The sequence below is a fragment of the Mesorhizobium sp. B2-8-9 genome, from assembly GCF_006439475.1.
Taxonomy (GTDB): Bacteria; Pseudomonadota; Alphaproteobacteria; order Rhizobiales; family Rhizobiaceae; genus Mesorhizobium.
The window spans coordinates 134,772-160,070 of the sequence record NZ_VFTQ01000017.1; the positions used below are offsets into that span (position 1 = coordinate 134,772).

Genomic DNA, 25,299 nt, shown 5'->3' on the forward strand with positions numbered 1-25,299 from the left:
GGGCCTCGAACAGGCGAAGAAATTCCGGCCTCAGCCCATCGCCGCGTGCGGCGGCAATCGCGTGTAGGGGCATAAAGGTCTTTATCGTCCGATCCTTCACAGACTTGCCTCCATCACAATGCGGCGGCCTTTTCCCGCCTTGCCTCATCGAAATCGACCGACAAGATTACATCGCCGTCGCCGCCGCGAACCCGAACCGCCCAGCCCTCCCGACTAGCTTCGGCAGCCGGATCGTCGAGAAGATCGATCGCCGAACGCAGCGCTTCATCATGAACAGCTTCGAGGTTGGGCAATTCCACCCCTTCAAGCCGCCGCAAACTGCCACCGTCACGATATTCGAATGTATAGAGATCCTGGCCCACGTCGATTGGCCTCTCGACGGCGGGCCGGACGGCATCCACGGGCCTGTCCTGGCTGCCTTGCGCAGACCGGCCGCCGAATGCCGCGCACTGAATCATCAACTCTTTGGCGCGATCGACAAGCGCGGCATCGCCGGGCAACGGGTCGGGCACAATCATAGTGACAGCGATCTTTTCCCCGCCCTCGCCGAGAAATTCGACCGTCACGTTTCCACGACCGGCATGTATCGCTGTGTCGAGAACTTGCATTCCTGCCTCTTCGTCTCCGTGTCGAGGATACAAAGCTCCCCTGCTTCCGAAAGTTCCGCCCGAGTTCGAGAATCGACTTGGATAGCAGCGCCCGACATCCCGCAACGCTCGCGATGAACTCGAAGGCAGCTTCCTGATCGATATCCATCTTAAAGGCGCGGTTGGAACAGCGGGGCCGGAAGCAGGTTTGAAAATAAAGGAGGCGCCGAATGTCACCCAACCAACGCACGCCCGCCGAAGCCCGCGGCGAAATCCAGGCCGGCAGGACGCAGGACAAGACCCCTGGGTTCGACCCTGCGGCGGCGCCGCAGGAGACGGATGCCGAGGCCGGCGATGTCCCGACTTCCGCGAAACCGGTCGAGCCTCACAAACCGAGCTTCACCAACCAGGCAAGCTTTGCCAACGCGATGCGGCCGCCAGAGAACGCACCCGGCCTGCAGCCGCGCAGGAACGGCCCGGTGCTGGTGATCGTGGCGCTGGTCGTCCTGGCCGCGGTTGTGTTTCTGCTCGCCGCGATCTTCCGCCAGGTATGAAAGGAACATCGTTCCCCGTCCCAGGTTGATAGCGCAAGGAGGTAATTGCGATGCCGCGCTTGATAAGTTTGTTTCGTCATCTATGGCGCTGGAAAGCACAGCCGACCACGGACCCGTCTCCAGTGGACGCTATCGTGCGGCTGCTCCGCGACGCCGAAAAGCAAGGCAGATCCCGGCGTTCGGGATAACGGCTGAAAGCGTCCCTCGGCTAGCGTCTCCGGCGGATCGAGCAGTCGCCGCAGTCAGTCCTCGTCATAGATATGCTCGTGGATGATGCCGAGGATCTGCAGCTTCACCGTTTCGCGGGCCTCCGGCCGCACGAAGGGCATCAGAAGGTTGACCGTCTCCTCCACCCGCCGCGGCAGGTCGGCGCTCGGATCGCTCAGATAACTGCCATGGGCGTACAGGTTTTCGGTCAGCTTCTTGTTCAGGTCGGAAAAGAGTCCCATGGTCATTGCTCCTTGCTGATCCAACAGCCGGAGCGCCCACGCGGTTCCCACTGCCGACGCCATTCGGGAAACCCCGCGCCGGGGATGGCTACGATCTTGGAACGACGCCCAGGCCGACGGACAGCCGCTCGATTGAGCGCAGCGGAATAAATGCGGCAGCCCGACCCCGCCTGCCGCGCGCCATTATCGGGCCTCCTCCCCCCAACGGCGCCAGGTTTTCGGCCTCTCAACCTTTCTGGCTGCGCTCGACGAACTTGTTGAAGCGGCTCGTTCCACCGCTGCCGGCTTTATCCTGATGCAGGAAGGCGAGATCGTTCTCGTCGAAGATGCGGAAGAATTCGTCCCATTCGATTGGCTCGAGCGTGTCTTCGGGCTCGCCGAAGTCGATGCGCAGAATGCCGCCCTTGCCTTTCGTGCGAACGACAGCCGGCTGGCCATTCCGTTCTTCTACCCACTTGCGGATTTCGTCGTGGTTGGTGGTCGTCTTGGCCTCGGACATGGACTTTCCTTTCTGCAGCGGGGACCGATGAGCGGTCCTAACGGCAGCCAACAGGCAATGTTCCAGATGGTGGAACGGCTCCCTGTCGAAGCTGCGGCACCTCCTGCGACGGGAACTTTGTTGAAGCAGGGAACAAACCTTTTGCCGCGCAGTTCGGGGCGCCGAAGCCAAGTCCACAAGGGAGTCATCGTGAAACGTGTATTGGTTACGGGAGGTTGCGGCTTCATCGGCCGCCACGTCGCCCAGGAACTCACCGACCATGGCTATCAGGTGCGCCTGCTCGATGCGCTTATCGATCAGGTGCACGGCGCTGAAGCCATCAACCTCCCTGCGGGGGCCGAACTGATCAAGGGCGACGTGCGCGACCGCGACACTGTCGCCGAAGCGGTTTCCGACGCCGATGCCGTGATCCATCTGGCGGCCGAGGTTGGCGTCGGCCAGTCCATGTACGAGATCGCCCGCTATGTCGGCGCGAACGATCTCGGCACCGCGGTGCTGCTGGAGACATTGATCAAGCATCCGGTCGAGCGGATCGTCGTGGCGTCTTCCATGAGCATCTATGGCGAAGGCCTCTATCAGACTCCGGACGGCGAGCGGATCGACAATGCGCGCCGAAAGCCTGCCGATATAAAGGAGGGCCGCTGGGATTTGGTATCGGCGACCGGCCAAGCACTGTCGCCTCTTCCGACGGACGAGGAGAAGCGGCCCGATCTCGCCTCGATCTACGCGCTGACCAAATATGCGCAGGAACGCGCGGTGCTGATCTTCGGCCAGGCCTACGGCGTCGATGCCGTTGCACTGCGCCTGTTCAACGTGTTCGGCGCCGGACAGGCGCTTTCCAATCCCTATACCGGGGTCCTCGCCAATTTCGCTTCGCGCCTCGCCAATGGCAAACAGCCGACGATCTTCGAGGACGGCGAGCAGAAGCGCGATTTCGTCCATGTGCGCGATGTGGCCACCGCGTTCCGCCTGGCGCTGGAGCAACGCCAGGCAGCCGGCCACGCCATTAACATCGGCAGCGGCCGCGCCTATTCGATCAGCGAGGTGGCCCGGCTGCTTGCCAAGGCCATGGGCGTTCCGAAGCGCCCCGCCGAAATTCTCGGCAAAGCGCGCTCCGGCGATATACGCAACTGCTTCGCCGACATTTCCAAGGCGCGCGAATTGCTCGGCTTTGAGCCGAAGTATCGACTGGAAGATTCGCTCGGCGAATTCGCGGCATGGGTTCGCAACAGCGTCGTTATCGACCGCGGCGCGGACATGCGGCGCGAGCTGGAAGAGCGGGGATTGGTCTCATGACCCAGGGCCACCGACATCCGCGCAAGGCACCGATAGCCGTCATTGGCGGCAGCGGCTTCATCGGCTCCAACCTGGCCGACAGCCTGCTCTCCGACGGCGAGGCCGTGCTGGTCGTCGACAATCTCAGCCGCCCGGGCGTCGAGCAGAATCTCGACTGGCTGGCGCAAAAGCACGGCGATAGGCTGAGCGCCAAAATCGTCGACATACGCGATGCCAGCGCACTGGCAGCGGCGCTGGCGCCGGCAAAGGCGATCTTTCACCTCGCCGCCCAGACCGCCGTGACGACCAGCCTGACCGATCCCGCGCAGGATTTCGACATCAATCTCAAAGGCACGTTCAACGTGCTGGAGACCGCTCGCAGCACCGGCGCCCCGGTAGTCTTCGCCAGCACCAACAAGGTCTATGGCAGCCTGCCCCAGATCGCGGTGCGGCAAGCCGACGATCACTACGAGCCGCTCGACGAGAAGGTGCGCGCGGGCGGGGTCGATGAGAAGGTAGGCCTTGATTTCTGCACGCCCTATGGCTGCTCGAAGGGCGCGGCCGATCAGTATGTGCTCGACTATTCCAAATCCTACGGACTGCCGACAGCGGTGCTGCGCATGAGCTGCATCTACGGGCCGCGCCAGTTCGGCACCGAGGACCAGGGCTGGGTCGCGCATTTTCTTCTCAGCGTCTTGTCCGGCCGGCCGATTACCGTTTACGGCGACGGCAGGCAGGTGCGCGACATCCTGCATGTGTCCGATGCCGTAGCCGCCTATCGCGGCGTGTTGGCCAGGATTGAGGCCCTCAAGGGCCAGGCGTTCAACCTGGGCGGCGGCCCGGGCAATGCGGTCAGCCTGCGCGTGCTGCTGGCGGAGATCGCCAACATGACGGGCAGCGACGTCGCGCTTCGCCACGACCGCGAGCGCGTTGGCGACCAACCCTTCTTCGTCGCCGACACGCGCAAGCTGCAAGCAGCGATCGGCTGGCAGGCGCGAGTCCCATGGCGCGAAGGCGTCAGCGATCTCGCCAGCTGGCTGCTGCGGCATCGGCTCCAACCGCACCCCGAAGCCACGAGGTACGTCGCATGAAGGTAGCGCTGGTCAATCCTCATTGGACATACGAGCACAGCATCTATTTCGGCTGCCGCCGGCCGCATCTGCCGCTTGAGCTCGGCTATTCGAAGGCGATGCTGGAAGCCGAAGGGCACGACGTGCTGATGCTGGACGGCTTGCTGCAAGGGCTGGACAACGCCCCCCTTGCGGAAAGCGTTGCGGCTTTCGGACCGGACATGACCGTCGTGACAACCGCGCCGACCTATCTGTTCTGGCGCTGCGCGCCGCCCGAGCTGCGCGTGCCGGCGGAATTCCTCAATCATCTCGCCGGGCGCGGCGGACGCACGGTGGCGGTCGGACCGCATGGCTCGGCAACACCGGCGCCGACCCTGCGCAAGCTCGGCGTCGATGTCGTCGTGCGCGGTGAATGCGAGGAGGTCGTGACGGAGCTTGCACGGCAAAGCGACTGGAGCAAGGTTGCGCATACGGCACGGCTCCAGGACGACTTTCCAGTGTGCAATGGCGGGGTGCATGCCAGTCCGTTCGTCGATCATCCTGCGCTCGCCTGGCCGTCCGACTGGATTGCCGCGCATGGCCACCACCACCACAGGTTCGATGCCCACCAGAAGGGCGCCGGCGCCGAGGTGGAAGCGTCGCGCGGCTGCCCCTATAATTGCAGCTTCTGCGCCAAGATCGATTTCCGCGATGCGTATCGGCGCAGGAAGCACGATGCCGTCATAGCCGAGATCGACGGTTTGATCGCTCAAGGGGTCGGCTACATCTATTTCATCGATGAAATCTTCCTGCCGCAGAAGGCGTTGCTGGAAGCGCTGGTCGACCGCGATATCCAGTTCGGTGTCCAGACCCGCATCGACCTGTGGAAGCCGGACCTGCTCAAGCTGCTCGGCGAGGCCGGCTGCGTCTCGATCGAAGCCGGCCTTGAAAGCCTGACCGTCGAGGGCCGTGCGATGCTCGCCAAGCGATGCCGGCTCGACACGGAGGATCTGGCCGCGCTTTTGGTCGATGCCCGTCGCCATGTGCCTTTCGTTCAGGCCAATCTGATCGGCGTGGTCGAGGACGACCCGGCGCTGGTGGACTATTGGCGCAAGCACCTCATCGATCACGGCGTCTGGGCGAACGAGCCCGTGCCGCTCTATCCCTATCCGAGTTCGCCCAGCTATCGCGAACTCTGGGGCGAACCCGACGATATTGCCTGGGAGCGAGCGCATGAGCACTACCTCGCCTCCTTCCGATCCTTCAGCGACATCCAGGACCAGCGTCCGCACGCGCTGGCTGAGTTGGAGTCCTCATGCTGCAATCACTGACCCATCGTCCGCGGCGCATTCTGATGACGACCGACGCCGTCGGCGGAGTCTGGCGCTATTCGCTCGATCTGGCGCGAGAGCTGGCGGCCAGCGGCGACAGCATCGTGCTTGCCGGGCTGGGACCCGAGCCTTCCCCCGAACAGGCCCGGGAGGCGCGGTCCTTCGCCACGCTGGTTTGGCTGAAATGCCCGCCGGACTGGATGACGCGCGACACGAAAGATCTCGACCGGTTGCCCAGCGAATTGCAGGAGCTTGCGTCGGACTATGCAATCAATCTCATACACCTCAATGCGCCGGCGCAGGCAGCCGGTCTCGAACTGACTTGTCCAATCGTCGCGGTATCGCATTCCTGCGTGGTCACATGGCTGCATGCAGTGCGGGCGCAAGCGCCCGAGGGCGATTGGGCTTGGCAACGAGAGCGCAACCGGGCCGGATTCGACCGCGCCGAAGCCATTGTCGCGCCGAGCCGAAGCCATGCCGCCATGCTCGGAGCCTGCTACGGCCCGATCGCGGGCTTGAGCGTCGTCCACAATGGCGCGCTCCCCGGGCCGGCAGGCGCGCATCGCGAGTCCTTCGTTCTCGCTGCCGCCCGCTGGTGGGATGAGGGTAAAAACGGGTTGGCGCTCGATGCCGCGGCTGCCTTGTGTGGCCCTCCCGTTTTCGCCGCAGGCGAAACGGAAGGCCCGGACGGACAGCGCCTGTTCTTCGACAATTGCATCTCGCTCGGCTCGATCAGCCATTGCGAGGTTCGGCAATTGATGGCGCGGGCCAGCATGTTTGTCTCGCCGTCCATCTACGAGCCTTTCGGGCTGGCCGCCCTGGAGGCAGCCTCTGCGGGCACCCCCCTGGTGCTGGCGGACATCGCGACCTACCGCGAGATCTGGGACGGAGCAGCGGCGTTCTTCGACGCGCGCGATCCCCATGCGCTTGCCGGCTGCATCGCCAGGCTCTCGCATGACGAAAGCTTGCGGCGCCATTTCGGTCAGCGCGCCGCCCGAAGGGCGCGCAAATTCTCGCTCAGCGCCCAGACGGCGCGGATGCGAGAGGTCTACGATCGGGCGGCGACGGCCATGGCAGGGCTTTGACCATGCGCTTCCTGTTTTACACCCACTCCGCCGTTTCCGACTGGAATCACGGCAACGCGCATTTCCAGCGCGGCATCATGCGCGAGCTTGTCGCGCGCGGACATGAGGCGGTCGCGCTGGAACCCGCCGACGGCTGGAGCCGATCGAATCTGCTTGCCGAGCAAGGCCCTTTCGCTGTCGAGCGTTTCCGCAAGGATTTCCCGGAGCTGATGGCGCTGACCTATGGCCCCGGCTTCGCGCATGAAGCCTGGCTCGCCGGCGCGGATGTCGTGATCGTCCACGAATGGACGGACAAGGATCTTGTCGCGCGCATCGGACAGGCGCGAGCCTATGGCAATTTCACGCTCCTGTTCCACGACACTCATCACCGCGCCGTATCGGCGACGCAGGCGATAGCGGCACTTCAGCTCGAGCATTATGACGGAGTGCTGGTCTTCGGCGAGGTGCTGCGCGAGAGCTATCTTCGCGCCGGCTGGGGCAAACGGGTCTTCACCTGGCATGAGGCGGCGGACGACCGGCTGTTCAAGCCGTGCCCGGATGTCGAGCCCGTCTCCGACCTCGTCTGGATCGGCAATTGGGGCGACGACGAACGCAGCGCCGAGATCGCCGAGTTCCTGATCGAGCCGGCGAGCGCTCTCGCGCTGTCGGGAACCGTGCACGGCGTGCGCTATCCGACCGACGCCCGAGCCGCGCTTGCCGAGGCAGGGCTGCGCTATGATGGCTGGATTGCCAATGCCGACGTGCCGAAGAGCTTCGCCCGGCATCGCGTCACCATGCACATCCCCCGCCGGCCTTATCGGGAGAGCCTGCCCGGCATTCCGACCATACGCATGTTCGAGGCGATGGCCTGTGGCATTCCGCTGGTCTCGGCGCCATGGTCGGATGTCGAAGGACTGTTCCGTGCCGGCACGGATTTCCTGTTCGCCCGGAACGGCGCCGAGATGCGGGGTCACCTTCGCGACGTGCTGAACGACAGCCAGCATGCGGAGGCGCTGGCCGCGTCCGGCCGGGAAACCATCCTTGCGCGCCACACATGCCGGCACCGCGTCGACGAGTTGTTCGAAATCCTCGCCGCATGCGGCAATCGCGAGGTCGCTGAAATCAAACTTACAAGGGAGGCCGTTGCATGAAGATCGCCTTTTACGGATCGAGCCTTCTGTCGTCCTACTGGAACGGCGCGGCCACCTATTATCGGGGCTTGCTCAAGGCGTTGTCGAAGCGCGGCTATGACATCGTCTTCTATGAACCCGATGTCTACGATCGCCAGAAGCATCGCGATATCGAGGCGCCGGACTGGTGCAGCGTCGTCGTCTATGAGCCGACAGCGCATGCGCTGATGCAGGTCGCCTCGCGCGCCGCGCAGGCAGACGTCGTGGTCAAGGCAAGCGGCGTCGGCTTCGAGGACGAGGCGCTGCTGCATGCGGTTCTCGACAACGCTCGCCCGGATGCGCTGACCGTGTTCTGGGACGTCGATGCGCCGGCGACCCTAAGCGAGCTGCGCAATCATGCCGAACACCCGCTGCATGAGGCGTTGAAGAGGATCGGCCTTGTGCTGACCTATGGCGGCGGCGATCCCGTGGTTTGGGACTATCGCGCGCTAGGCGCCGCGGAATGCGTGCCGATCTACAACGCGCTCGATCCTGAGACACATCATCCGGTCGCCGCGAATCCGCGCTTTGCCTGCGACCTGGCTTTCCTCGGCAATCGGCTTCCCGACCGCGAGGCGCGCGTCGAGGCCTTCTTCCTCGATCCGGCCCGTGTGCTTGGCAGCCAACGCTTCCTGCTCGGTGGATCCGGCTGGGGCGACAAGCCCTTGCCGGCGAACGTTTCGTGGCTCGGCCATGTCGGTACGCGCGATCACAACGCCTTCAACGTGACGCCGAAGGCGGTGCTCAACATCAGCCGCGACAGCATGGCGGTCAACGGGTTCTCGCCCGCGACACGCGTCTTCGAAGCGGCGGGCGCGGGCGCATGCCTAATCACCGATGCGTGGCTCGGCGTCGAGTTGTTCCTGACCCCAGGCGAAGAGATCCTGGTCGCGCGGGACGGTGCCGACGTCGCCGAGATCGTGCGCACGCTGACCCCGAAACGGGCGAAGGCGATCGGCGCCGCAGCGCTGCGGCGCGTTCTGGCCGAGCATACCTACACGCTGCGAGCCCGGCTGGTGGACGACATCTTCAAGGCGCATTTCGAGCGCCGGGCAATGGAGGCCGCGGAATGACGAAACCGCTCGACATCGTTTTCCTCGGACTTTCGTTATCCTCATCCTGGGGCAACGGCCACGCGACGACTTTCCGGGGACTGCTGCGCGCGCTTAACGAGCTCGGCCATCGCGTCACCTTCCTCGAACGCGACGTGCCCTGGTACGCGCATCACCGGGACCTGCGCGACCCCGATTTCTGCGACTTGCGCTACTACCAGACAGTCTCCGAGCTGCCCCGCAATCACCGGCAGGAGTTGCAGCGGGCCGACGCGGTGGTGATAGGCTCCTTCGTGCCGGAAGGCAGGGCCATCATCGACGACCTCGCTTCGCTGTGCACTGGACAGTTCTGCTTTTACGACATCGACACGCCGGTGACGCTGGCGCGGGTTGCCGAGGACGATTGCGATTACCTTGCCCGCAGGCAGATCTCCTATTTCGACGTCTACTTCTCCTTCACCGGCGGACCGACGTTGCAGCGCCTCAGATCGGAGTTCGGCGCGCGCCGAACGGAGCCGCTCTACTGCTCGGTCGATCCAAAGCGGCACCATCGCACCAGAGACGCGATCGAATGGGATCTCGGCTATCTTGGAACATACAGCGCCGACCGGCAGCTCGCCCTCGAAACGCTGCTGCTGGAGCCGGCGCGGCGCCTGCCGGAGCGCCGCTTCGTCGTCGCCGGCTCGCAATATCCGTCCGATATCGCCTGGCCGGACAATGTCGAGCGGATCGAGCACCTGCCGCCCGCCGAACATGCCGCCTTCTACAGCCGCCAGCGTTACACGCTGAACCTTACGCGCGCGTCGATGATCGCGGCCGGATGGTCGCCCAGCGTGCGGCTCTTCGAGGCCGCTGCCTGCGGCACACCGATCATCAGCGACCGCTGGCCCGGTCTCGATAGCTTCTTCCCGGAATCGACGATCGAGACCGCAGCCAGTGCCGGCGACGTGCAGGAAATCCTCACCGCCAAATCGGAGCGGGCCAGACTCGATATGGCCCGTTCGGCACGCGAGGCGGTGCTTGCAAGCCACACCGGCGGCGCTCGGGCGCGTGAATTCGTTCAGGCTTTGACCCAGTCTGTCCATGCGCGCGCGGCGATCGATCTGAACGTGGAAAGTGCAGCATGAAAAGCAGACAGGAGACTTTGCAGATGCGGCGATCAAGAAGGGTTCAGCAGACACAGACGGCGCTTGTCGCCGGCGGTGCCGGTTTCCTCGGTTCGCATTTATGCGAGGCCTTGCTTCACGAAGGGTATCGCGTCATATGCGTCGACAACTTTCTTACCGGCCGAATGGAGAATGTCAGCTCGCTGATCGGCCAAGCCCGGTTCCGGCTGATCGAGCAGGACGTTTGCGTCCCGCTGGAACTCGGCGAGACTGTCGACCGCGTTTTCAACCTTGCCTGCGCGGCATCGCCGCCCCGCTACCAGGCCGATCCGGTCCACACCACGCGCACCTGTGTGATCGGAACGCTCAATCTGCTTGAGCTCGCCGCAAGCAACGGCGCCCGCTTCCTGCAGGCGTCGACCAGCGAAGTCTACGGCGATCCGGAACAGCACCCACAGCGCGAGGACTATGTCGGTCACGTCAACTGCACAGGACCGCGCGCCTGTTATGATGAAGGCAAGCGCACCGCGGAGACGCTCTGCTTCGATTATCTGCGGGCCGAGATGGCCGATATTCGCATCGCCCGCATCTTCAACACCTATGGTCCCAGAATGGACCCGGCCGACGGCCGTATCGTGTCCAACCTGGTCATGCAAGCGATCGAGAAACGGCCGCTGACGATATTCGGCGACGGCCGGCAAACCCGGTCATTCTGCTATGTCAGCGACATGATCGAAGGATTGCGACGCCTTATGGATGTCGATCCCAATCCGCGACAGCCGGTCAATCTGGGCAATCCCGGCGAGTTTTCGATCCTCGAACTGGCAAGGCTGGTTCGGGAACTGACCGGCACCAAATCGCCCGTGAAATTCCTGCCCTTGCCGCAGGACGACCCGCGCCGCCGGCGGCCCGACATAGGCCGCGCAAGGGCGCTTCTCGGCTGGTCGCCCAAGGTGCCTCTCAGGCAAGGCCTGCTGCAAACCATAGCCTTTTTCTCGAGCCTCGACGACCTCGCGATGGAGCCCATCGCTCCGGTCAACAGGACTGAGGCCGGAAAAGTTCGGAACCTTCAGCTCTGAGGCGGTGGCTTCTTTCGCCGTAGCGGAACAACCGACCGGGATTGCGGTTGGACATGACAACCGTCATGGAGAAGAACTGTGCAGCCGAAGCGACCAATCAAGGACATCGACCAGATGGCGGCCGCCGAAACCGCCGCGTTCCTGCGGCGAGCCTCCATCACCTATCTCGAATGTTGCGTCAGCCTCATGATGACACATCTGCAGCGCGAGGAAGTGGCCACAATTCTGGAGCAGGAAGCGGACATGCTGCGCAGGCTGGACTGATCAGGTCCTCGCGCGCTCGATAAAACGCGAAAGCCCGGTTTGGTAGCGGTCGGCGGCGCGCGTGGCTCTTACTCGCTCATCGCCGTGTGTCGACTGTCCGGCCATCGTCCATAGCCCAAGCTGGAAGGCGAGATAGCAGGGCTCCATGTAATCCACCAAAGAATGATCGACGGCACGCGACATTTGTGCCTCAATGCCTTGGATGAGCCGCGAAAGCTCGGCGGCGGAAAGCTCATATTCCACCGTCGCGCCTGCAATGTCCCAGGCTATGTCCTGACAGCCGACAATGTCGTGCGAGCGGCAATGATCGACGGCGTCCGTCTTGAGCAGGGTTCCCTCCGGCCGAACCAGAAATTCCCACGGGTGCAGGCGTCCGTCGATCTCGATCCTCCGCAGGAAGGGATGTGAGGAGTGGCGGGCGAACCAACCCCTTAATGCTTCGGCCGGCCCTTCCCCCAAGGCTTCCCTGCAGTTTTGCACGGTCATGTCCGCAAGCCCATCCAGCGACGCGCCGGCCTCTTCGGTCGGCAACTCGGCAGCGCGCCAGCCGAGATAGCGTCCAAGCCATTCGACCAGCAGGTCCCTGGCCAGCTCTGTCCGATCCAGCCTGTCCGCATCTGTCCAACGCTCGATCAGGAAGCCGTGGCAGAGTCCGGCGGGCTGCGTTCCAAAACCGGCCCTGTGCACCCACCTCGCCGTGTGCAGCTTGTGCTGCCCGGTCCCGCCGAGACCGGCGAACTTGACCAACCAACGCTCCGTGCCCGCCCGTGCCATGAATTTTCGCCGCTCAAAGCCGGCAAACACCGGAGGCCAATGCTCCGGCGGCGTGGAAATATGCTTGCGCCATTCGCCGCCGGAAATCTCGCAGAGTTCGACATCGGGCTTGCCGAGCAGGTTCGCCACCCAGTGGCGAAGGTTCGGCGCGACGCATCCATCGAAGGCCGCTTCGAAATCCGCGACATGGCGCGAGCAGTGGCTCCAAATAGCCTGCATGTCTGCCGAAGCTTGCACGCCCGGCCCGCCGCGGTGGCTCGGGAACAGATGAATGCGCTCCTGGTCGATGCCCTGCCGGCGCAGCCAGGCAACGACAGCATGAAAGGAACTGCCGGAGAGGCCCGGACCTTCATCAACGATGGCAAATTTGGCGTGAGCTCTGTCGCGCCAGCCGCCGAGGAGTTCGGGCGTGGCGCATATGTGGCGCCTAAACGGGTGCCCGATCGGCCGTACACTGACAGGAGGCGGCGCATGCAGCGCGGCGGCGACCATCGCCGCGAGGCCGAGACCGACGCCGCGGATCCCGATGACGCAGGTGTTTGCGTCGAGGCCCGACTGCAGCGCCGCAAGCAGATAGGTTTCCGGATATAGCGCATAAAGCGCGTAGCCTTCGGCCGGGCCGGTAACTATTTCGCTGCTACAGTCGATGGTGGCAAGCTTCGCAAGCAGCAACGGGTCGAGCGCTCCGCTCCTGACAAATCCTTGTTGCCAGGATCGCAGCACTTCCTCCGACAACTCGACGAGAATTTCCGACCCCAGCTTCTGTGTCGACGAATTGCAATCGGCACCCCTGGTGTCGAATTCCGCATCGGCAAGGCCTTGCACAAGTTCGGAGGCGCTGACGAAAAGATCGACCACGGCGGCGTGACGTTCGATACCGGCGGGCAGATCGCCGAGTGCTGCCGCTGCGGCCAAGGCAGCTTCCCTCAGCTGTTGTGCGCTGCGCGTTCGCTTGTGGTCGCCGAAGACGATCATGCGGCTCCTATCCCCCGTCTGGCCGCCAACGCGAAGCGGCGCCTCTTTGATCCGAGATCCGGCTCAGCAATTTTTCGAGGCGCGAAGGAACATTCGAGGTCGCTCCCGGTTCGGCGCGAGGAACTTACCTTCAGCAAAGAGGCAGCGGTTTCGTGACATCGAAGAAAGTTCGCATCGGCATCGTTGGCGTGGGCAATTGCGCGTCATCTCTTGTGCAAGGTCTCTCCTACTATCGCCACGCCAACGGCAACGAGCCTATCCCCGGGCTGATGCATGCCGACCTCGGCGGCTATCATGTCGACGACATTGAGGTCGTCTGCGCCTTCGATGTCGCGAAAAACAAGGTTGGGCGCGATGTGGCGGAAGCGATCTACACCGCGCCCAACAACACCTTCCGTTTTGCTGATGTCGCGCCGACCGGCGTCCGTGTGGAGCGCGGCCCAACACTCGACGGCATCGGCAAATATCTCCGGGACGAGATCGAAGAGTCGGATGAACCGGTCGCAGACGTAACCGGCCGGCTGCGGGGGAGCGGGGTCGAGGTGCTGATATCCTATCTTCCGGTCGGCTCCGAACAGGCGACGCGCTTCTATGCCGAATGCGCGCTTGAGGCCGGCTGCGCCTTCGTCAATTGCATTCCTGTCTTCATCGCCTCGCGGCCGGAATGGCGCCAGCGCTTCGAGGAGCGCGGTCTTCCCCTCGTCGGCGACGATATCAAGAGCCAGGTCGGCGCAACAATCGTGCACCGGCTGCTCGCCAATCTCTTCCGGGAGCGCGGCGTGCGCATCGATCGCACCTATCAGCTCAACTTCGGCGGCAACACCGACTTCCTCAACATGCTTGAGCGCGAGCGGTTGGAATCGAAAAAGATTTCCAAGACGCAATCCGTCACCAGCCAGATCGATGTCCCGCTCGAGGCCGGCAACATCCATGTCGGCCCCAGTGACCATGTCCCGTGGCTGACTGACCGCAAATGGGCCTACATACGGGTCGAAGGCACCACCTTCGGCGGCGTGCCGCTCAATGCCGAGCTCAAGCTGGAGGTCTGGGATTCGCCCAATTCCGCGGGCGTGGTCATAGACGCCGTCCGCTGCGCAAAGCTGGCCCTCGACCGTGGCATTGCCGGCGCGCTCACAGGCCCCAGCAGCTACTTCATGAAGTCGCCGCCCCAGCAGTTCACCGACGCCGAGGCGCGGCTGCGCACATTGGCCTTCATCGCCGGCGGGGACGAGCCGTTGCTCGATGCCGCCGAATGACCACGACTTTCTTTCTCATCCGCCACGCGGCTCATGATCATGTCGGGTGCTACTTGGCCGGGCGGCTCGATGGCGTTCGCCTCGGCGAGGCCGGACAGGCGCAGGCGCTGCATCTCGCGCGCCGCATGGCGCGCGAGCCGCTCGCCGCCATCTTGAGCAGTCCGCGCGAACGCACGCTGGAGACCGCGAAGCCGATCGCGATCGCCTGCGAGGTCGAGAAGATCGCGATCTGCAAAGAACTCGACGAGATCGACTTCGGCGAGTGGTCCGGCAAGACCTTCGAAGAACTGAACGGCGACGCAAGCTGGCGGCTTTGGAACGACCAGCGCCAGAGCGCCCGCACGCCGAGCGGCGAGACGATGCTGGATGTCCAACACAGGATCGTCGGCCTGATGGACGCCTTGCGCGAGAATGGGCAGGGTCAGTGCATCGCCCTTATCAGCCATGCCGACGTCATCAAGGCGGCCGTCTGCGCGATTCTCGGCCTGCAGCTCGGCGACTGCTTCCGCTTCGATATTGCGCCGGCCTCGATCACCACAGTCGTTCATGGCGACTGGGGTTCCAAGCTCATCCGCCTCAACGAACTCCCCTGACGGAGCGGCTGGCGATGCGCATGGTCATATTCGGTCTCACCGTCACGTCCTCATGGGGCAACGGCCATGCCACGCTCTGGCGCGGGCTGATAGACGCTCTGGCCCCATTTGGCTGGTCGATCAGCTTCTTCGAGCGCGACACGCCCTATTACGCCGGTGCCAGGGACCTCGACCGGCTCGATGCCTGCAACATCATTCTCTACCCGGACTGGGAGAGTATCCGCCATGAGGCTGAGGCCGCGATACGGCAGGCCGACGTGGTCATAGTCACCTCTTATTGTCCGGACGCCGTGAGGGCCTCGCGGCTCGCCAACGAGAGCTGTCGCGGGCTGAAGGTGTTCTACGATCTCGATACACCGGTAACGCTGGCGAGAATCGAGGAAGGTGACTATCCGGCCTATTTCGAGCCGGATGGCCTGCGCGATTTCGACCTGATCCTGAGCTATACTGGAGGACCGGCGATCGATGCGCTGAAGGGTATTCTCGGCGTGCGCCATGTCCTGCCGCTGTACGGACATGTCGACCCCAACCGGCACCGGCCGGCCCCGCCACGGTCCGAGTTCGCCGGCGATCTCTCCTATCTCGGAACCTATGCCGAGGACCGGCAGGCGGCCGTGGAAAGACTGCTCGTAGCTCCAGCAGCCCAACTGCCGAACCGCCGCTTCATCATCGGCGGCGCACAATATCCAGCGGACTTTCCATGGAGCGGCAATATCTTCTTCGTCAGGCACCTGCCGCCGGCGGATCACCCCGCCTTCTTTTCCTCTTCGCGCCTGACGCTGAACGTCACCCGCGAGGCAATGGCGCGCAAGGGCTGGTGCCCGTCAGGCCGGCTGTTCGAGGCAGCCGCCTGCGGCGCCGCGATCATTTCCGACGATTGGGCCGGCCTCGACAGCTTCTTCACGCCCGGCAGCGAGATTCTGTTGGCACACACTACCGGCGATGTCGTCGCCGCGCTTGGCCTGTCGGACAACGAAATCGAGGCGCTTGGCCGCCGCGCCCGTGAACGCGTGCTCGACGAGCACACGTCCGCGCACCGCGCCGCCGAACTCGATCGCGTCTTGAACGCCGCCGCGTCCGTGGCAGATGGAGCAATGGAGGAAGCCGTCTGATGTTGGGGATCGTGCCTGCCGCGGGCCGCGGCAGCCGCATTCAGCCGCTGGGTTTTTCCAAGGAGCTGTTGCCGGTCGGCAGCCGGCTGGACGGGCAGACCGAGCGCCCTTGCGCGGTGAGCGAATATCTGGTGCGGCGGATGGTCCGAAACGGCGTCGACCGCATCTGCTTCATCATCGGTTCCGGCAAGTCGGACATTCTCGAATATTATGCCGCGGGTTATGACACCGCCGCAGCAATCTTCGTCGCGCAGCCCTCCCCGATCGGACTGTGCGATGCGATCTTCCGTGCCGAGCCGCTGGTCACGCCGGAAGAAACGGTCCTGATCGGCCTGCCGGACACGATCTGGTTCCCCGAGGACGGCTTCTGCCGGCTGGCGGACGACCGGCTGTCCTTTCTGATGTTTCCGGTCAATCGCCCGGAACTGTTCGACGCCGTCGTCCTGGATCAGAGCGGACGTGTCGAGCAAATCCAGGTCAAGCAAGCTGATGCCGCAACAAACTGGGTCTGGGGCGCCTTCAAGATGCCTGGCCGTATCTTCCACCAGCTCGCGGCACTGTGGCGCCAGCGCGAGGGCTTCGACGAGTATTTCGGCACGCTGGTCAACGCCTATCTCGCAGCCGGAGGCGAGGCTTACGGCGTAAAGGCCGGAACGGCCTATGTCGACGTCGGCACTTTCGATGGATATCGCACGGCGCTCAGGCTGCTCGAAAGCAACGATGTCGTTGAAGATGAGACCCCGCCGATGCTCGCATCGCAAGATCTCTCAACGGTGCCAACCCTTCCAGGCGAAGGAGCTTAGCCATGCTGCATTCCAGCACGGAAATACGCCGCCGCATCGACGCACTGGGACCGTGGTTCCACAATATGGAGCTTGCGGGCGTGGAAACCGCGCCGGATCATTTCCTCGGCAATTATCCACTGATCAAATGGCGCAAATTCGCGGATGCCATTCCGACTGACCTTTCGGGCATGTCCGTGCTCGATATCGGCTGCAACGCCGGCTTCTATTCGATCGAGATGAAGAAGCGCGGCGCCGATCGCGTGCTCGGCATCGATTTCGACCAGGCCTACCTCGCCCAGGCGAGCTTCGCCGCCGAGATCGCCGGCTGCGATATCGAATTCCGGGAAATGTCCGTCTACGACGTCGGGGCGCTTGGCGAGCGGTTCGACATCGTGCTGTTCATGGGTGTGCTCTACCACCTGCGCCATCCGCTGCTGGCGCTCGACCTGATCCGCGCGCATGTCGCAGGCGACCTGATGATCTTCCAGTCGATGCAGAGGGGCAGCGGGGACGTCCTGCCGCTCGAACAGAACTACCATTTCTGGACACGCGACCTCTTCGATCAACCTGAATTTCCGAAACTGCACTTCATCGAGCATCGCTATGCGGACGACCCGACCAACTGGTGGATTCCAAACCGCGCCTGCACCGAAGCGATGCTGCGCAGCGCCGGCTTCGAAATCGTGCTGCACCCTGAGGACGAGGTCTATTTCTGCCGTGCGGCCGGCAATCCGGCCGACGGCGCCGCCGTCTATCCCGCGAAAGGAGAGGCCGATGATTGAAGCCGCGATGATCTGGAACGAGCCCAACAACAAATCGCATTGGGATCCCGAGCTCGATCCGGACTGGAGCCGTTTTGCCTCGATGGCAATCCTGGCCGCCGATGCGATCGACCGGGAGAACCCGGCCGTCACAAAGGTGCTGGGCGGTATTTCGCCGATCGATGCCGGCTTCATGACACGCATGAAGGATTTCGGCGTGCTCGACCATGTCGACGCCGCCGCGGTTCATGGCTTCCCGCTCGACTGGAATCTCTGGCAAATCGACGAATGGCCGCAGAAGCTCGGCGAGATCGCCGCCATCACCGATCTGCCGATCTGGGTCAGCGAAGTCGGCGTGTCGACCTTCGGCGCCGAGGAGATCCAGCTCTGGGGTCTGCGCCGCACGGCCGAGCTGCTGCTTGGCATCGCGCCGCGGGTGCAGTGGTACAGCCTCTATGACCTGCCGCGTTCATGGGAGGCGACGACGCGCCATCGCGAGGCGGAAGGCTCGTCCTATTACAGGCACTTCTACATGGGCCTGCTGCGCGAGGACGGCACGCCCAAGCCGGCGCTCGAGGAGTTCGTGCGCCACACCCCGCAAATGGGCTTGGTACAGTGGTTCCATTTCGAGGACCATCGGCTGGATGATGCCGTAGCCTGGATGCACCGACTGGGCGTGACGCACCTGCGCACTGGCCTGTCCTGGGCGGACAGCTTCCGGCCGAATGCGCTGGACTGGTTCGATCGCCAGATGGAAGCGCTCGCCGACTTCAACGTCACGGTGACCTTCTGCTTCACGCCCGAGCATCGCGGTCTCCAGCCCCACCACACAAGTCCGCCGCAGGTGCCCGAGGAATTCGCCGAATTCTGCGCGGCGATGATCCGCCGCTACGCTCCTGCGATCAGCGACGACATGACACGAACGCGGCGCATGTCGGCGGCATGGTGAATCCCGGCTCGATCGGCGATGACACTGACTGTCCTCAACGTCGCCTACCCCCTAGCGCCTGTCGGGCCGGATGCGGTCGGCGGCGCCGAGCAGGTGCTGTCGGCGCTGGACCGGGCGCTGGTTGAGAAAGGCCACCGGTCGGTTGTCGTCGCCTGCCATGGGTCAAAGACGGCCGGCGTCCTGGTCGAAACACCGGCCGAAGCAGGCGTGCTCGACAAGGCGGCGAAGGACCGGGCCCAGCAGGCGCATCGCGGCGCGATCGCGGCCGCCCGGGCGCGCTGGCCTATCGACGTCGTTCACCTCCACGGTATCGACTTCGACGCCTATCTGCCTACCGACGGCCCAACCTTGGTGACGTTGCACCTGCCGCTGGGCTGGTATCCTTCCGAAGTGCTTGCTCCGGCGCGCGAGGAGCTGTGGCTGCACGCGGTCTCAGAGGCGCAGCACAGGACGGCGCCCGCAGGGTCTAGGCTTGCGAAGCCTATTCCGAACGGCGTCGATATCGATGCACTGAACGAGCCCCGGTTGCGGCGCGATTTCTCTTTGGTGCTCAGCCGCATCTGTCCCGAAAAGGGCATCCATCTCGCAATCGAGGCAGCCAAGCGCGCCGGCACTCCCCTGGCGATCGCCGGCCAGGTCTATCCCTACGAGACCCATTTGCGCTATTTCGCCGACGAGGTCCGTCCTCGCCTCGATCGGCAGCGGCGTTTTCTCGGGCCGCTGGGGTTTCGCGCCAAACGGCGGCTGCTGAACGCCGCCCGCTGCCTGGTCGTCCCCAGCCTTGCCGCCGAAACAAGCTCGCTTGTCGCAATGGAGGCGCTTGCCTGCGGCACGCCGGTCGTCGCTTTCCCGAATGGCGCCCTTCCCGACGTCGTCCAGCATGGCAGAACCGGATTTCTGGTCAATGACGTCGAGGAGATGGCTAAGGCCATCGTCCATTCTGGAGCGCTGGACCATGAGACCTGCCGGGCCGAGGCGCGCCGCCGCTTCTCGCTTGAGCGCATGGTCACATCCTACATGGATGCTTACGAAGCGCTGGCGAAGCTTGGCACCCGCCGCGCCTTGCTGGGGACCGCCTGATGGGCGGTCTGCGCACCGAGATCATTCGCGATCCCGGGACGTTCGAGGACCTTGAGCCGTGCTGGTGGCAGCTCTGGGGACGGAGCATCTCGGCCACGCCGTTCCAGTCTCCTGCCTGGCTCATCCCCTGGTGGCGTACATTCGCGCCAGGCGATCTCACCGCAATTGCCGTGTGGAGCGGAGACGAACTCGCCGGACTGGCGCCGCTCTATATCGAAAGGCATGATGGCGGTCAGCGAATGCTCCCCATCGGAATTTCGCTGAGCGACTATCTCGACATTTTGTGCGCGCCGGAACTGGAGGCGGAGACTGAGGCCGCCATAGCCGAAGCGGCGCTGTCGCTGGAATGGTCGCAGTGGATCCTGCCCGATCTCTCGGCCGACGCCATATCGCTGAGCCTTGAGCTGCCGAATGCCGAAGAGCGCCGATCGATGGCGCACGCGGCCTGTCCTGTGCTGTTGCTCGACGGCGATCGGACTCTGGCCCGCTCGGTTCCGGCGAGACGGAGGCGTCAGTTGCGCCGCGCCGAGAGAGCTGCCCGGCGAAGAGGAGCCGTCATTGTCAGCCGCGGCGAATCCGATCCGCAGACATTTCTCGACAGGCTCATCCGACTGCATGGCGCGCGCTGGACCCGCCATGGCGGTGGCGTCCTGTCCGACACGGCTGTGGAATTTCATCGCCAGGCCCTGCCGCGGCTTGCCGATAACGGCATGGCGCGATGCTTGACGATCCAGATCGACGATGCCGTCGTCGGCGCCTATTACGGTTTTCATCACCGCGACCGGGCCTATGCCTATCTTGGCGGTTTCGATCCGGCCTATGCCGACGAAAGCCCCGGCGCGATTCTGATCGGGCATGCCATCACCGGAGCCGCCAGCGAGGGCGCGCTGGAGTTCGATTTCCTGCGCGGCAGGGAAGGTTACAAATATGGCTGGGGCGCGAAGGACCGCTGGACGGCGCAGAAGGTCTGGACCAGGAGCGCATCGCCGTGAACGTCGCGAGGCAACCCGGCGCGATTGCCAGGCGCCTGCTCGAGGATTGCATGACGGACGGCCTTTCCGTCGACAACGCGCTGGCCAGATTGGCCGTTTATACCGAGAAGACGACCAGCGCGGCGCAACTGGCGGATATCGCGCTGGACATGCGTCCAAGCCATGCTCTCCGGCGATGCTGGCTGGAGGAGGTCGCCACGATGCTTCGTGGCAAGGCGGACGCCTTCGACAAGGTCCGCAGAGCGGCTGCCTGCGTGTCGCATGACCGGCCGGATAGCGAACCGACCGCCATAACCGTCAAAAGGCTGGCCGGCAGCTTCGATCGGGCGGCCGCCATATCTCCCGCGGCCAGCGTCCAGTTGTCCTCGCTTGGCGACGAGCACAGGCTGTCGACTACCACCGCCGAGATTGTAGCATGGCTGGAACAGCAGGGCTTCGTTGGTGCCCATAAGCACATACTCGACATCGGCTGCGGCATCGGGCGTCTCGAACATGCGCTCGGCACCCACGCAGGATATGTCGTCGGCATCGATATTTCGTCGCGAATGATCGAAATCGCGCGCCGGCGATGCGCCGGCCTTGCCAATGTGGAATTTCACCTGACCTCAGGCCTTGATCTCGGTGATTTCGCCGATGCAAGCTTTGACGGCGTGCTGGCCCTGGACAGTTTTCCTTACCTGGTGCTCGCCGGGGTTGCCGAGCGGCATTTCATCGAGATCGCGCGCGTGCTGCGGCGGGGAGGAATGGCAGCGATCCTCAACTATTCCTATCGGACATCGCCGGGTATCGATTCCGGCGACATCAGCCGTCTTTCTCATGCATGCGGCATGGACCTCGTGGTCGACGGCGAAATGCCGTTCGGCAGTTGGGACGGCATGGTCTTTCTTGTCCGTCGTGACGGCGGAACATAACGCACCGGCGGCAGTTCGGTCACCGAACAGTTCCAGGCCAGCAGAACAGGGAGAAGCAGATGGCATCCGGCGGTAAGAAACAGATGGGCCGCGGCAGCCAGGGCAAGGGTTCCGGAACCGGAGCCAAGACGACGCTTGCAAAGGACATGGTCGGCGAGAAGGACGTGCTGTCCAACCGGGACAAGAAGCAGCACACCGAGCAACGAGGTCTGGACGGCAACCGGATCAAATCCGATCAGTATCAGGATCACGCTGCGAACCGCCTTCCCAAGGATTGAGCTGATGTTTCCAGATCACCTCTTGCCGCAAAATCCGGGGACAACGGACCGGAAACCCCACAGCCTGCGGCAAGCGCCTTGCATAGGCCGGTCGGCTATGCCTCTGTGAGATTTGAAGGGGCCTCTGTTTGTTAAGAGAATGCCATGTCTCACAGGAGTCAGCGCGACCTTTGCGCCCAGGTAATCCAGAGCTTGGACCAGGAGATCGCATCGCTGCTGAACGCTATCGAGCGGGAGGAGGTCCCTGACCGGCTGACAAGGCTTGCACTCGAACTGCAGAACGCTCTGATCGAAAAGCGCAAAGGCGACATAACGGGTGAGCGCGGTTGAAGATGTCACCAGCAAGGATGCGGCATTCCTTGGAGTCGGGAAGGCATCGATATCGCCCGCTGTCGCGTGATCGGTGGAACCTTAACATAAGTTAGTCGTTGTAGCCGATTGGGGATCATCCCGATGGCTGGCAGAACTCCGGAAGTGGACGAACTCGTTCGGCGTCTGGTCGCGCAGACGGGCATCACCGAAGCGCAAGCGCTCGAACTTGTTTCTCTGCTCGGCCTGAATTGGGCCTCGTTGATGAGAGAGGCCAAAGTCATGACGGCAGCCCAGCGCCGGTAGGATTTGGCCGGGCTTAGCGCCTCGCGCCCTCTGTATCCCAATGATTGTCCGAAAGTTGACGTCGTGGCTCGATCAGCGCTTGCGGCGAGCTTTCTCCGAGGAATTCCAGAACGCCGGCACGGGCGCGGTTGAGGCGGCTTTTGACGGTGCCGACAGCGCAACCGCATATTTGCGCGGTTTCTTCGTAGCTTACGCCCAGTACGCCGATCAGCATCAAGACCTCACGCTGATGGGACGGCAGCTTCTGGATGGCTTGATGCACTTCCCTGCTTTGCACGGACCAATCCTGGGACGGTTCCGAAATCGGCCGGCTGGAGGCGCAGTCGAGCAGCCCGGGGGCCTCCCTGGCCGCCGCTTTGACACGCGTGTAGTGCGTGTTGCGCATGATGGTGAAGAGCCAGGACTTCAGGCGCGTGCCGGGCTCGAATTTGTCCAGATTGGAGAGCCCTTTGGTCAACGTTTCCTGCACAAGATCGTCGGCATCGTCGGGCACGCGACAGAAGGTCCGCGCAAAAGCCCGCAAGGCAGGAATGAGGTTGACGATCGAGATCTCCTCGGTGCTGGGGTTCGGCAGATTATGCTCTCTGAATGACAATGTTCCGGCCCCAGCAAGTAGGAATTACGCAGTGCAGACTAGGGAGAATGTTTGAGAAATCGGAACGTTCCTGTTTTCCATCGCTCGGCCAAACTTTTGGTGAGGTGGCGTGATCGAAGGGAGCGGCAACATTCAACGGGCCGCCTCGATCTTCGGTTCCTCGATATACCAAGGCATGGAAATGATCCCGATGTCCGATCCGCCGAACTCGAGCAGTTTGGCGTGCAATCGGCGAGCGCGCTGCGTATGCAGCATATATTGCCACCAATTGGGCGGCACGACCTCTGGGAGCAGCACCGCAATGGTGCGGCCGTCGAACTCGCGGCGCAGCGCCTTGATCTCCTTCAATAACGGCTCGTACATCAGCCGGTAGTCGGCATTGAGCAGAAGCAGGCGCGGCGGGCGTAGGCCAGCCGCCCTCGCCGGCGCTTCCACATCCTGCGACCACCTCCCTCGAATTGCGCGCTCTTCGTCGCTCTCTTCACCCGACAGCCGCGCCACATGGACGGCGATGACATCTTCGGATAGGTGAAAGGCAAAGCTGAGCGCCTTGTCCGCCATCCTGTTCCATTGCTGGGTCACAACAAGAACGACTGGGGGCTCGGTGCTGCTCACATCGACTTTCCCGGGCTCGCGCAGACTTGCCTCGAGCTGGTCGTAATAGCGCCTCACCAGCCGCAGCAGGAGGATCACAACCGGGATGACGATCACCGTGATCCAGGCGCCCTCCCTGAATTTGGCGACGACAATCACGATGAGCGCCAGCGCGGTGACTATGCTGCCGAACGCGTTGATCGCCAGATGCATCCGGTTGCCCGTCCGGCTCGTGTCCTTGCTTGTGCGAAGCGCCTTTACCCAGTGCATCACCATCCCGGTCTGCGACAGCGTGAAGGTCAGAAAGGCGCCGATGGCGAAAAGCGGGATCAGATGGTCGGTGATGCCGCCGAACACGATCAGCAGCAGTCCCGTCGACGAGGCGAGGTAAAGGATGCCGATGGAGAAAACGAGCCGGCGGCCAACCATGGCGAAGGGCTTGGGAAGATACCCGTCTTCCGCCACCATGCGGCAAAGGCGGGGGAAATCGACGAAGCTTGTATTGGCCGAAAGCGCCAGCACGCAAAGCAGGCTACCGATGGCGACATAGTAGAAGGCCCCGTCGCCAACGACGGCATGCGCAAGCTGCGACAGCACCCTCTGATAGCCGTCCTTCTCCTGATCCATCGCACCGATACGGTAGCGTGCCGACAGGAAGGCGATGCCGCCGAGCAGCAGTCCAAGGATCAGACAGATCGCCGCCAGCGTGCGCCGGCCGTGCCTGACGGGCGGACCCTTGAATGCGGTCATGCCGTTGCTGACCGCCTCTACGCCAGTCATCGCCGTGCAGCCGCTGGCAAAGGCGTGCATCAAGAGAAGCAGGCTTGCCGTTTCGGATGGCTGCTGCAGGGGCGGCGGTGGAATTGCCGGCACCGGCTGACCGCCGGAGGCAAGCGTCTTCGAGACGCCGATCGCCAGGATCGCCAGGAAGCTCGCAACGAACAGATAGGTCGGCAAGGCAAACAAACGGCCGGCATCGAGCGTGCCGCGCAGGTTGACGACGGTTACCAAGAGCAGGATCCCGAGGCAGATCCAAAGCGTGTAGGCATGCAGCGAAGGCAGCGCCGACACCAGCGCGCCGACGCCGGCAGAGATGCCTACGGCGACATTGAGCACGTAGTCGACCATCAGCGCGGCGGCGGCGAGCAGGCTGGCATTGCGGCCGAGATTTTCGCGCGAGACGATGTAAGCGCCGCCATTGCCGGGGTAAGCGGCAATGGTCTGGCGGTAGGAAAGATAAAGGACCGCGAGCAAACCGACTATGGCGCCCATGATCGGACCGATATAGCCGAGACCCGCCGCGCCGAGCGGGATCAGGATCGTGAGCGCCGCTTCCGGCCCATAGGCCGACGAACCCAGCCCATCGAGGCCCATTGCCGGCACGCCCTCGAACACGCCGATCTTGCGTTGCGACTGTTCCTGATTTGCCAGGCGCCGGCCGAGAATCCAGCCCAGTATCGACATGTCGTTGTCCCGAGAAACTTCTCCCGAATAGCGCGGGGAGAAGAATGTTCCTCGACTGCGCCTGCCGATTCTGAGGGCGGGCGGGAA

The 25,299-nt window shown here is 63.5% G+C and carries 28 protein-coding genes; 22 read left to right on the forward strand and 6 right to left on the reverse strand.

The annotated features are described in order from the left end of the window. Positions 1-113: 113 nt before the first annotated feature. Positions 114-608 carry a hypothetical protein gene (locus tag FJ423_RS20605; protein ID WP_140844449.1) on the reverse strand — a complete coding sequence of 165 codons (495 nt, stop codon included), beginning with the start codon at positions 606-608 and terminating at the stop codon, positions 114-116. A 209-nt stretch (positions 609-817) separates the two neighbouring features. On the opposite strand from FJ423_RS20605, the gene FJ423_RS20610 reads away from it, so the two are divergent. Then, positions 818-1,141, forward strand: a complete 324-nt coding sequence (locus FJ423_RS20610) for a hypothetical protein (protein ID WP_140844455.1) — start codon at positions 818-820, stop codon at positions 1,139-1,141. A 242-nt stretch (positions 1,142-1,383) separates the two neighbouring features. On the opposite strand, the gene FJ423_RS20615 is transcribed toward FJ423_RS20610, so the two are convergent. Both FJ423_RS20615 and FJ423_RS20620 read right to left on the reverse strand, forming a co-directional pair. Continuing rightward, a complete protein-coding gene (locus FJ423_RS20615) occupies positions 1,384-1,590 on the reverse strand; it encodes a hypothetical protein (RefSeq protein WP_095768905.1) in 207 nt (68 codons plus the stop codon). 226 nt (positions 1,591-1,816) lie between these two features. After that, a complete protein-coding gene (locus FJ423_RS20620; protein WP_140833344.1) occupies positions 1,817-2,089 on the reverse strand; it encodes a hypothetical protein in 273 nt (90 codons plus the stop codon). Between the two features lie 189 nt (positions 2,090-2,278). Between FJ423_RS20620 and FJ423_RS20625 the strand changes: the two genes are divergently transcribed. The 9 genes from FJ423_RS20625 (at position 2,279) to FJ423_RS20665 (ending at position 11,478) form a co-directional block, all read left to right on the forward strand. Further along, positions 2,279-3,385 carry an NAD-dependent epimerase/dehydratase family protein gene (locus FJ423_RS20625; RefSeq protein WP_140844461.1) on the forward strand — a complete coding sequence of 369 codons (1,107 nt, stop codon included), beginning with the start codon at positions 2,279-2,281 and terminating at the stop codon, positions 3,383-3,385. Further along, positions 3,382-4,455, forward strand: a complete 1,074-nt coding sequence (locus tag FJ423_RS20630) for an NAD-dependent epimerase/dehydratase family protein (protein WP_140844468.1) — start codon at positions 3,382-3,384, stop codon at positions 4,453-4,455. Before FJ423_RS20625 ends, FJ423_RS20630 begins: the two co-directional genes overlap by 4 nt. Further along, entirely contained in the window at positions 4,452-5,744 is a 1,293-nt protein-coding gene (locus tag FJ423_RS20635) for a TIGR04295 family B12-binding domain-containing radical SAM protein (RefSeq protein WP_140844474.1), read from the forward strand. Before FJ423_RS20630 ends, FJ423_RS20635 begins: the two co-directional genes overlap by 4 nt. Further along, positions 5,729-6,829, forward strand: a complete 1,101-nt coding sequence (locus tag FJ423_RS20640; RefSeq protein ID WP_140844481.1) for a glycosyltransferase family 4 protein — start codon at positions 5,729-5,731, stop codon at positions 6,827-6,829. Before FJ423_RS20635 ends, FJ423_RS20640 begins: the two co-directional genes overlap by 16 nt. A gap of 2 nt (positions 6,830-6,831) precedes the next feature. Further along, complete coding sequence (locus FJ423_RS20645; RefSeq protein ID WP_140844487.1) at positions 6,832-7,959, forward strand: glycosyltransferase; 1,128 nt, start codon at positions 6,832-6,834, stop codon at positions 7,957-7,959. Next, positions 7,956-9,050 carry a glycosyltransferase gene (locus tag FJ423_RS20650; protein WP_140844493.1) on the forward strand — a complete coding sequence of 365 codons (1,095 nt, stop codon included), beginning with the start codon at positions 7,956-7,958 and terminating at the stop codon, positions 9,048-9,050. Before FJ423_RS20645 ends, FJ423_RS20650 begins: the two co-directional genes overlap by 4 nt. After that, on the forward strand, positions 9,047-10,156 hold the full coding sequence (locus tag FJ423_RS20655) for a glycosyltransferase (protein WP_140844499.1): 1,110 nt from the start codon (positions 9,047-9,049) through the stop codon (positions 10,154-10,156). Before FJ423_RS20650 ends, FJ423_RS20655 begins: the two co-directional genes overlap by 4 nt. A 23-nt stretch (positions 10,157-10,179) precedes the next feature. Continuing rightward, on the forward strand, positions 10,180-11,214 hold the full coding sequence (locus FJ423_RS20660; protein ID WP_140844590.1) for a UDP-glucuronic acid decarboxylase family protein: 1,035 nt from the start codon (positions 10,180-10,182) through the stop codon (positions 11,212-11,214). A 114-nt stretch (positions 11,215-11,328) separates the two neighbouring features. Then, positions 11,329-11,478: a hypothetical protein gene (locus FJ423_RS20665; protein ID WP_224544254.1), complete on the forward strand. Its 150-nt coding sequence runs from the start codon at positions 11,329-11,331 to the stop codon at positions 11,476-11,478. Here the strand turns inward: FJ423_RS20665 and FJ423_RS20670 are convergent, their stop codons facing one another. Further along, entirely contained in the window at positions 11,479-13,227 is a 1,749-nt protein-coding gene (locus FJ423_RS20670) for a hypothetical protein (protein ID WP_140844505.1), read from the reverse strand. A 152-nt stretch (positions 13,228-13,379) separates the two neighbouring features. Here FJ423_RS20670 and FJ423_RS20675 point away from each other — a divergent pair, with 152 nt between their 5' ends. The 12 genes from FJ423_RS20675 (at position 13,380) to FJ423_RS33630 (ending at position 22,559) form a co-directional block, all read left to right on the forward strand. Next, on the forward strand, positions 13,380-14,483 hold the full coding sequence (locus FJ423_RS20675; RefSeq protein ID WP_140844510.1) for an inositol-3-phosphate synthase: 1,104 nt from the start codon (positions 13,380-13,382) through the stop codon (positions 14,481-14,483). Further along, positions 14,480-15,076, forward strand: a complete 597-nt coding sequence (locus FJ423_RS20680) for a histidine phosphatase family protein (RefSeq protein WP_140844516.1) — start codon at positions 14,480-14,482, stop codon at positions 15,074-15,076. Before FJ423_RS20675 ends, FJ423_RS20680 begins: the two co-directional genes overlap by 4 nt. 14 nt (positions 15,077-15,090) lie before the next feature. After that, positions 15,091-16,188, forward strand: a complete 1,098-nt coding sequence (locus FJ423_RS20685) for a glycosyltransferase (protein ID WP_140844523.1) — start codon at positions 15,091-15,093, stop codon at positions 16,186-16,188. Next, positions 16,188-16,991: a nucleotidyltransferase family protein gene (locus FJ423_RS20690; RefSeq protein WP_140844531.1), complete on the forward strand. Its 804-nt coding sequence runs from the start codon at positions 16,188-16,190 to the stop codon at positions 16,989-16,991. The genes FJ423_RS20685 and FJ423_RS20690 overlap by 1 nt, the downstream gene beginning before the upstream one ends. A gap of 2 nt (positions 16,992-16,993) precedes the next feature. Next, positions 16,994-17,755 (forward strand): TIGR04290 family methyltransferase, encoded by a 762-nt coding sequence (locus FJ423_RS20695; RefSeq protein ID WP_140844538.1) that lies wholly within the window; start codon positions 16,994-16,996, stop codon positions 17,753-17,755. Next, the gene (locus tag FJ423_RS20700; protein WP_140844545.1) at positions 17,748-18,683 is read left to right on the forward strand and encodes a beta-xylosidase; all 936 of its coding nucleotides are present in this window, start codon (positions 17,748-17,750) and stop codon (positions 18,681-18,683) included. The genes FJ423_RS20695 and FJ423_RS20700 overlap by 8 nt, the downstream gene beginning before the upstream one ends. Positions 18,684-18,701: 18 nt before the next feature. Beyond that, complete coding sequence (locus FJ423_RS20705) at positions 18,702-19,763, forward strand: glycosyltransferase family 4 protein (RefSeq protein ID WP_140844551.1); 1,062 nt, start codon at positions 18,702-18,704, stop codon at positions 19,761-19,763. Then, positions 19,763-20,755, forward strand: a complete 993-nt coding sequence (locus tag FJ423_RS20710; protein ID WP_140844558.1) for a GNAT family N-acetyltransferase — start codon at positions 19,763-19,765, stop codon at positions 20,753-20,755. Before FJ423_RS20705 ends, FJ423_RS20710 begins: the two co-directional genes overlap by 1 nt. Further along, positions 20,752-21,666, forward strand: coding sequence for a class I SAM-dependent methyltransferase (locus FJ423_RS20715; protein WP_246680209.1), 915 nt, complete (start codon positions 20,752-20,754; stop codon positions 21,664-21,666). Before FJ423_RS20710 ends, FJ423_RS20715 begins: the two co-directional genes overlap by 4 nt. A 59-nt stretch (positions 21,667-21,725) precedes the next feature. After that, the gene (locus FJ423_RS20720; protein WP_140844565.1) at positions 21,726-21,944 is read left to right on the forward strand and encodes a hypothetical protein; all 219 of its coding nucleotides are present in this window, start codon (positions 21,726-21,728) and stop codon (positions 21,942-21,944) included. 192 nt (positions 21,945-22,136) lie between these two features. Continuing rightward, on the forward strand, positions 22,137-22,274 hold the full coding sequence (locus tag FJ423_RS20725; RefSeq protein ID WP_224629510.1) for a hypothetical protein: 138 nt from the start codon (positions 22,137-22,139) through the stop codon (positions 22,272-22,274). 144 nt (positions 22,275-22,418) lie between these two features. Then, positions 22,419-22,559: a hypothetical protein gene (locus FJ423_RS33630; RefSeq protein WP_181174858.1), complete on the forward strand. Its 141-nt coding sequence runs from the start codon at positions 22,419-22,421 to the stop codon at positions 22,557-22,559. 13 nt (positions 22,560-22,572) lie between these two features. Here the strand turns inward: FJ423_RS33630 and FJ423_RS20730 are convergent, their stop codons facing one another. Together FJ423_RS20730 and FJ423_RS20735 are read right to left on the reverse strand one after the other, a co-directional pair. Continuing rightward, positions 22,573-23,133: a sigma-70 family RNA polymerase sigma factor gene (locus FJ423_RS20730; protein WP_140844594.1), complete on the reverse strand. Its 561-nt coding sequence runs from the start codon at positions 23,131-23,133 to the stop codon at positions 22,573-22,575. Between the two features lie 153 nt (positions 23,134-23,286). Continuing rightward, positions 23,287-25,212, reverse strand: a complete 1,926-nt coding sequence (locus tag FJ423_RS20735) for an APC family permease (protein WP_140844572.1) — start codon at positions 25,210-25,212, stop codon at positions 23,287-23,289. Positions 25,213-25,299: the final 87 nt, after the last annotated feature.

What these genes read in the sequence shown, in the direction of transcription:
- FJ423_RS20645 (WP_140844487.1), top strand. Translation starts at nt 6,832, where the DNA reads ATGCGCTTCCTGTTTTACACCCACTCCGCCGTTTCCGACTGGAATCAC.
- FJ423_RS20635 (WP_140844474.1), top strand. Translation starts at nt 4,452, where the DNA reads ATGAAGGTAGCGCTGGTCAATCCTCATTGGACATACGAGCACAGCATC.
- FJ423_RS20695 (WP_140844538.1), top strand. Translation starts at nt 16,994, where the DNA reads ATGCTGCATTCCAGCACGGAAATACGCCGCCGCATCGACGCACTGGGA.
- FJ423_RS20685 (WP_140844523.1), top strand. Translation starts at nt 15,091, where the DNA reads ATGCGCATGGTCATATTCGGTCTCACCGTCACGTCCTCATGGGGCAAC.
- FJ423_RS20710 (WP_140844558.1), top strand. Translation starts at nt 19,763, where the DNA reads ATGGGCGGTCTGCGCACCGAGATCATTCGCGATCCCGGGACGTTCGAG.
- FJ423_RS20705 (WP_140844551.1), top strand. Translation starts at nt 18,702, where the DNA reads ATGACACTGACTGTCCTCAACGTCGCCTACCCCCTAGCGCCTGTCGGG.
- FJ423_RS20655 (WP_140844499.1), top strand. Translation starts at nt 9,047, where the DNA reads ATGACGAAACCGCTCGACATCGTTTTCCTCGGACTTTCGTTATCCTCA.
- FJ423_RS20660 (WP_140844590.1), top strand. Translation starts at nt 10,180, where the DNA reads ATGCGGCGATCAAGAAGGGTTCAGCAGACACAGACGGCGCTTGTCGCC.
- FJ423_RS20605 (WP_140844449.1), bottom strand. Translation starts at nt 608, where the DNA reads ATGCAAGTTCTCGACACAGCGATACATGCCGGTCGTGGAAACGTGACG.
- FJ423_RS20630 (WP_140844468.1), top strand. Translation starts at nt 3,382, where the DNA reads ATGACCCAGGGCCACCGACATCCGCGCAAGGCACCGATAGCCGTCATT.
- FJ423_RS20650 (WP_140844493.1), top strand. Translation starts at nt 7,956, where the DNA reads ATGAAGATCGCCTTTTACGGATCGAGCCTTCTGTCGTCCTACTGGAAC.
- FJ423_RS20700 (WP_140844545.1), top strand. Translation starts at nt 17,748, where the DNA reads ATGATTGAAGCCGCGATGATCTGGAACGAGCCCAACAACAAATCGCAT.
- FJ423_RS20620 (WP_140833344.1), bottom strand. Translation starts at nt 2,089, where the DNA reads ATGTCCGAGGCCAAGACGACCACCAACCACGACGAAATCCGCAAGTGG.
- FJ423_RS20680 (WP_140844516.1), top strand. Translation starts at nt 14,480, where the DNA reads ATGACCACGACTTTCTTTCTCATCCGCCACGCGGCTCATGATCATGTC.
- FJ423_RS20610 (WP_140844455.1), top strand. Translation starts at nt 818, where the DNA reads ATGTCACCCAACCAACGCACGCCCGCCGAAGCCCGCGGCGAAATCCAG.
- FJ423_RS20720 (WP_140844565.1), top strand. Translation starts at nt 21,726, where the DNA reads ATGGCATCCGGCGGTAAGAAACAGATGGGCCGCGGCAGCCAGGGCAAG.
- FJ423_RS20690 (WP_140844531.1), top strand. Translation starts at nt 16,188, where the DNA reads ATGTTGGGGATCGTGCCTGCCGCGGGCCGCGGCAGCCGCATTCAGCCG.
- FJ423_RS20735 (WP_140844572.1), bottom strand. Translation starts at nt 25,212, where the DNA reads ATGTCGATACTGGGCTGGATTCTCGGCCGGCGCCTGGCAAATCAGGAA.
- FJ423_RS20640 (WP_140844481.1), top strand. Translation starts at nt 5,729, where the DNA reads ATGCTGCAATCACTGACCCATCGTCCGCGGCGCATTCTGATGACGACC.
- FJ423_RS20670 (WP_140844505.1), bottom strand. Translation starts at nt 13,227, where the DNA reads ATGATCGTCTTCGGCGACCACAAGCGAACGCGCAGCGCACAACAGCTG.
- FJ423_RS20665 (WP_224544254.1), top strand. Translation starts at nt 11,329, where the DNA reads ATGGCGGCCGCCGAAACCGCCGCGTTCCTGCGGCGAGCCTCCATCACC.
- FJ423_RS20615 (WP_095768905.1), bottom strand. Translation starts at nt 1,590, where the DNA reads ATGGGACTCTTTTCCGACCTGAACAAGAAGCTGACCGAAAACCTGTAC.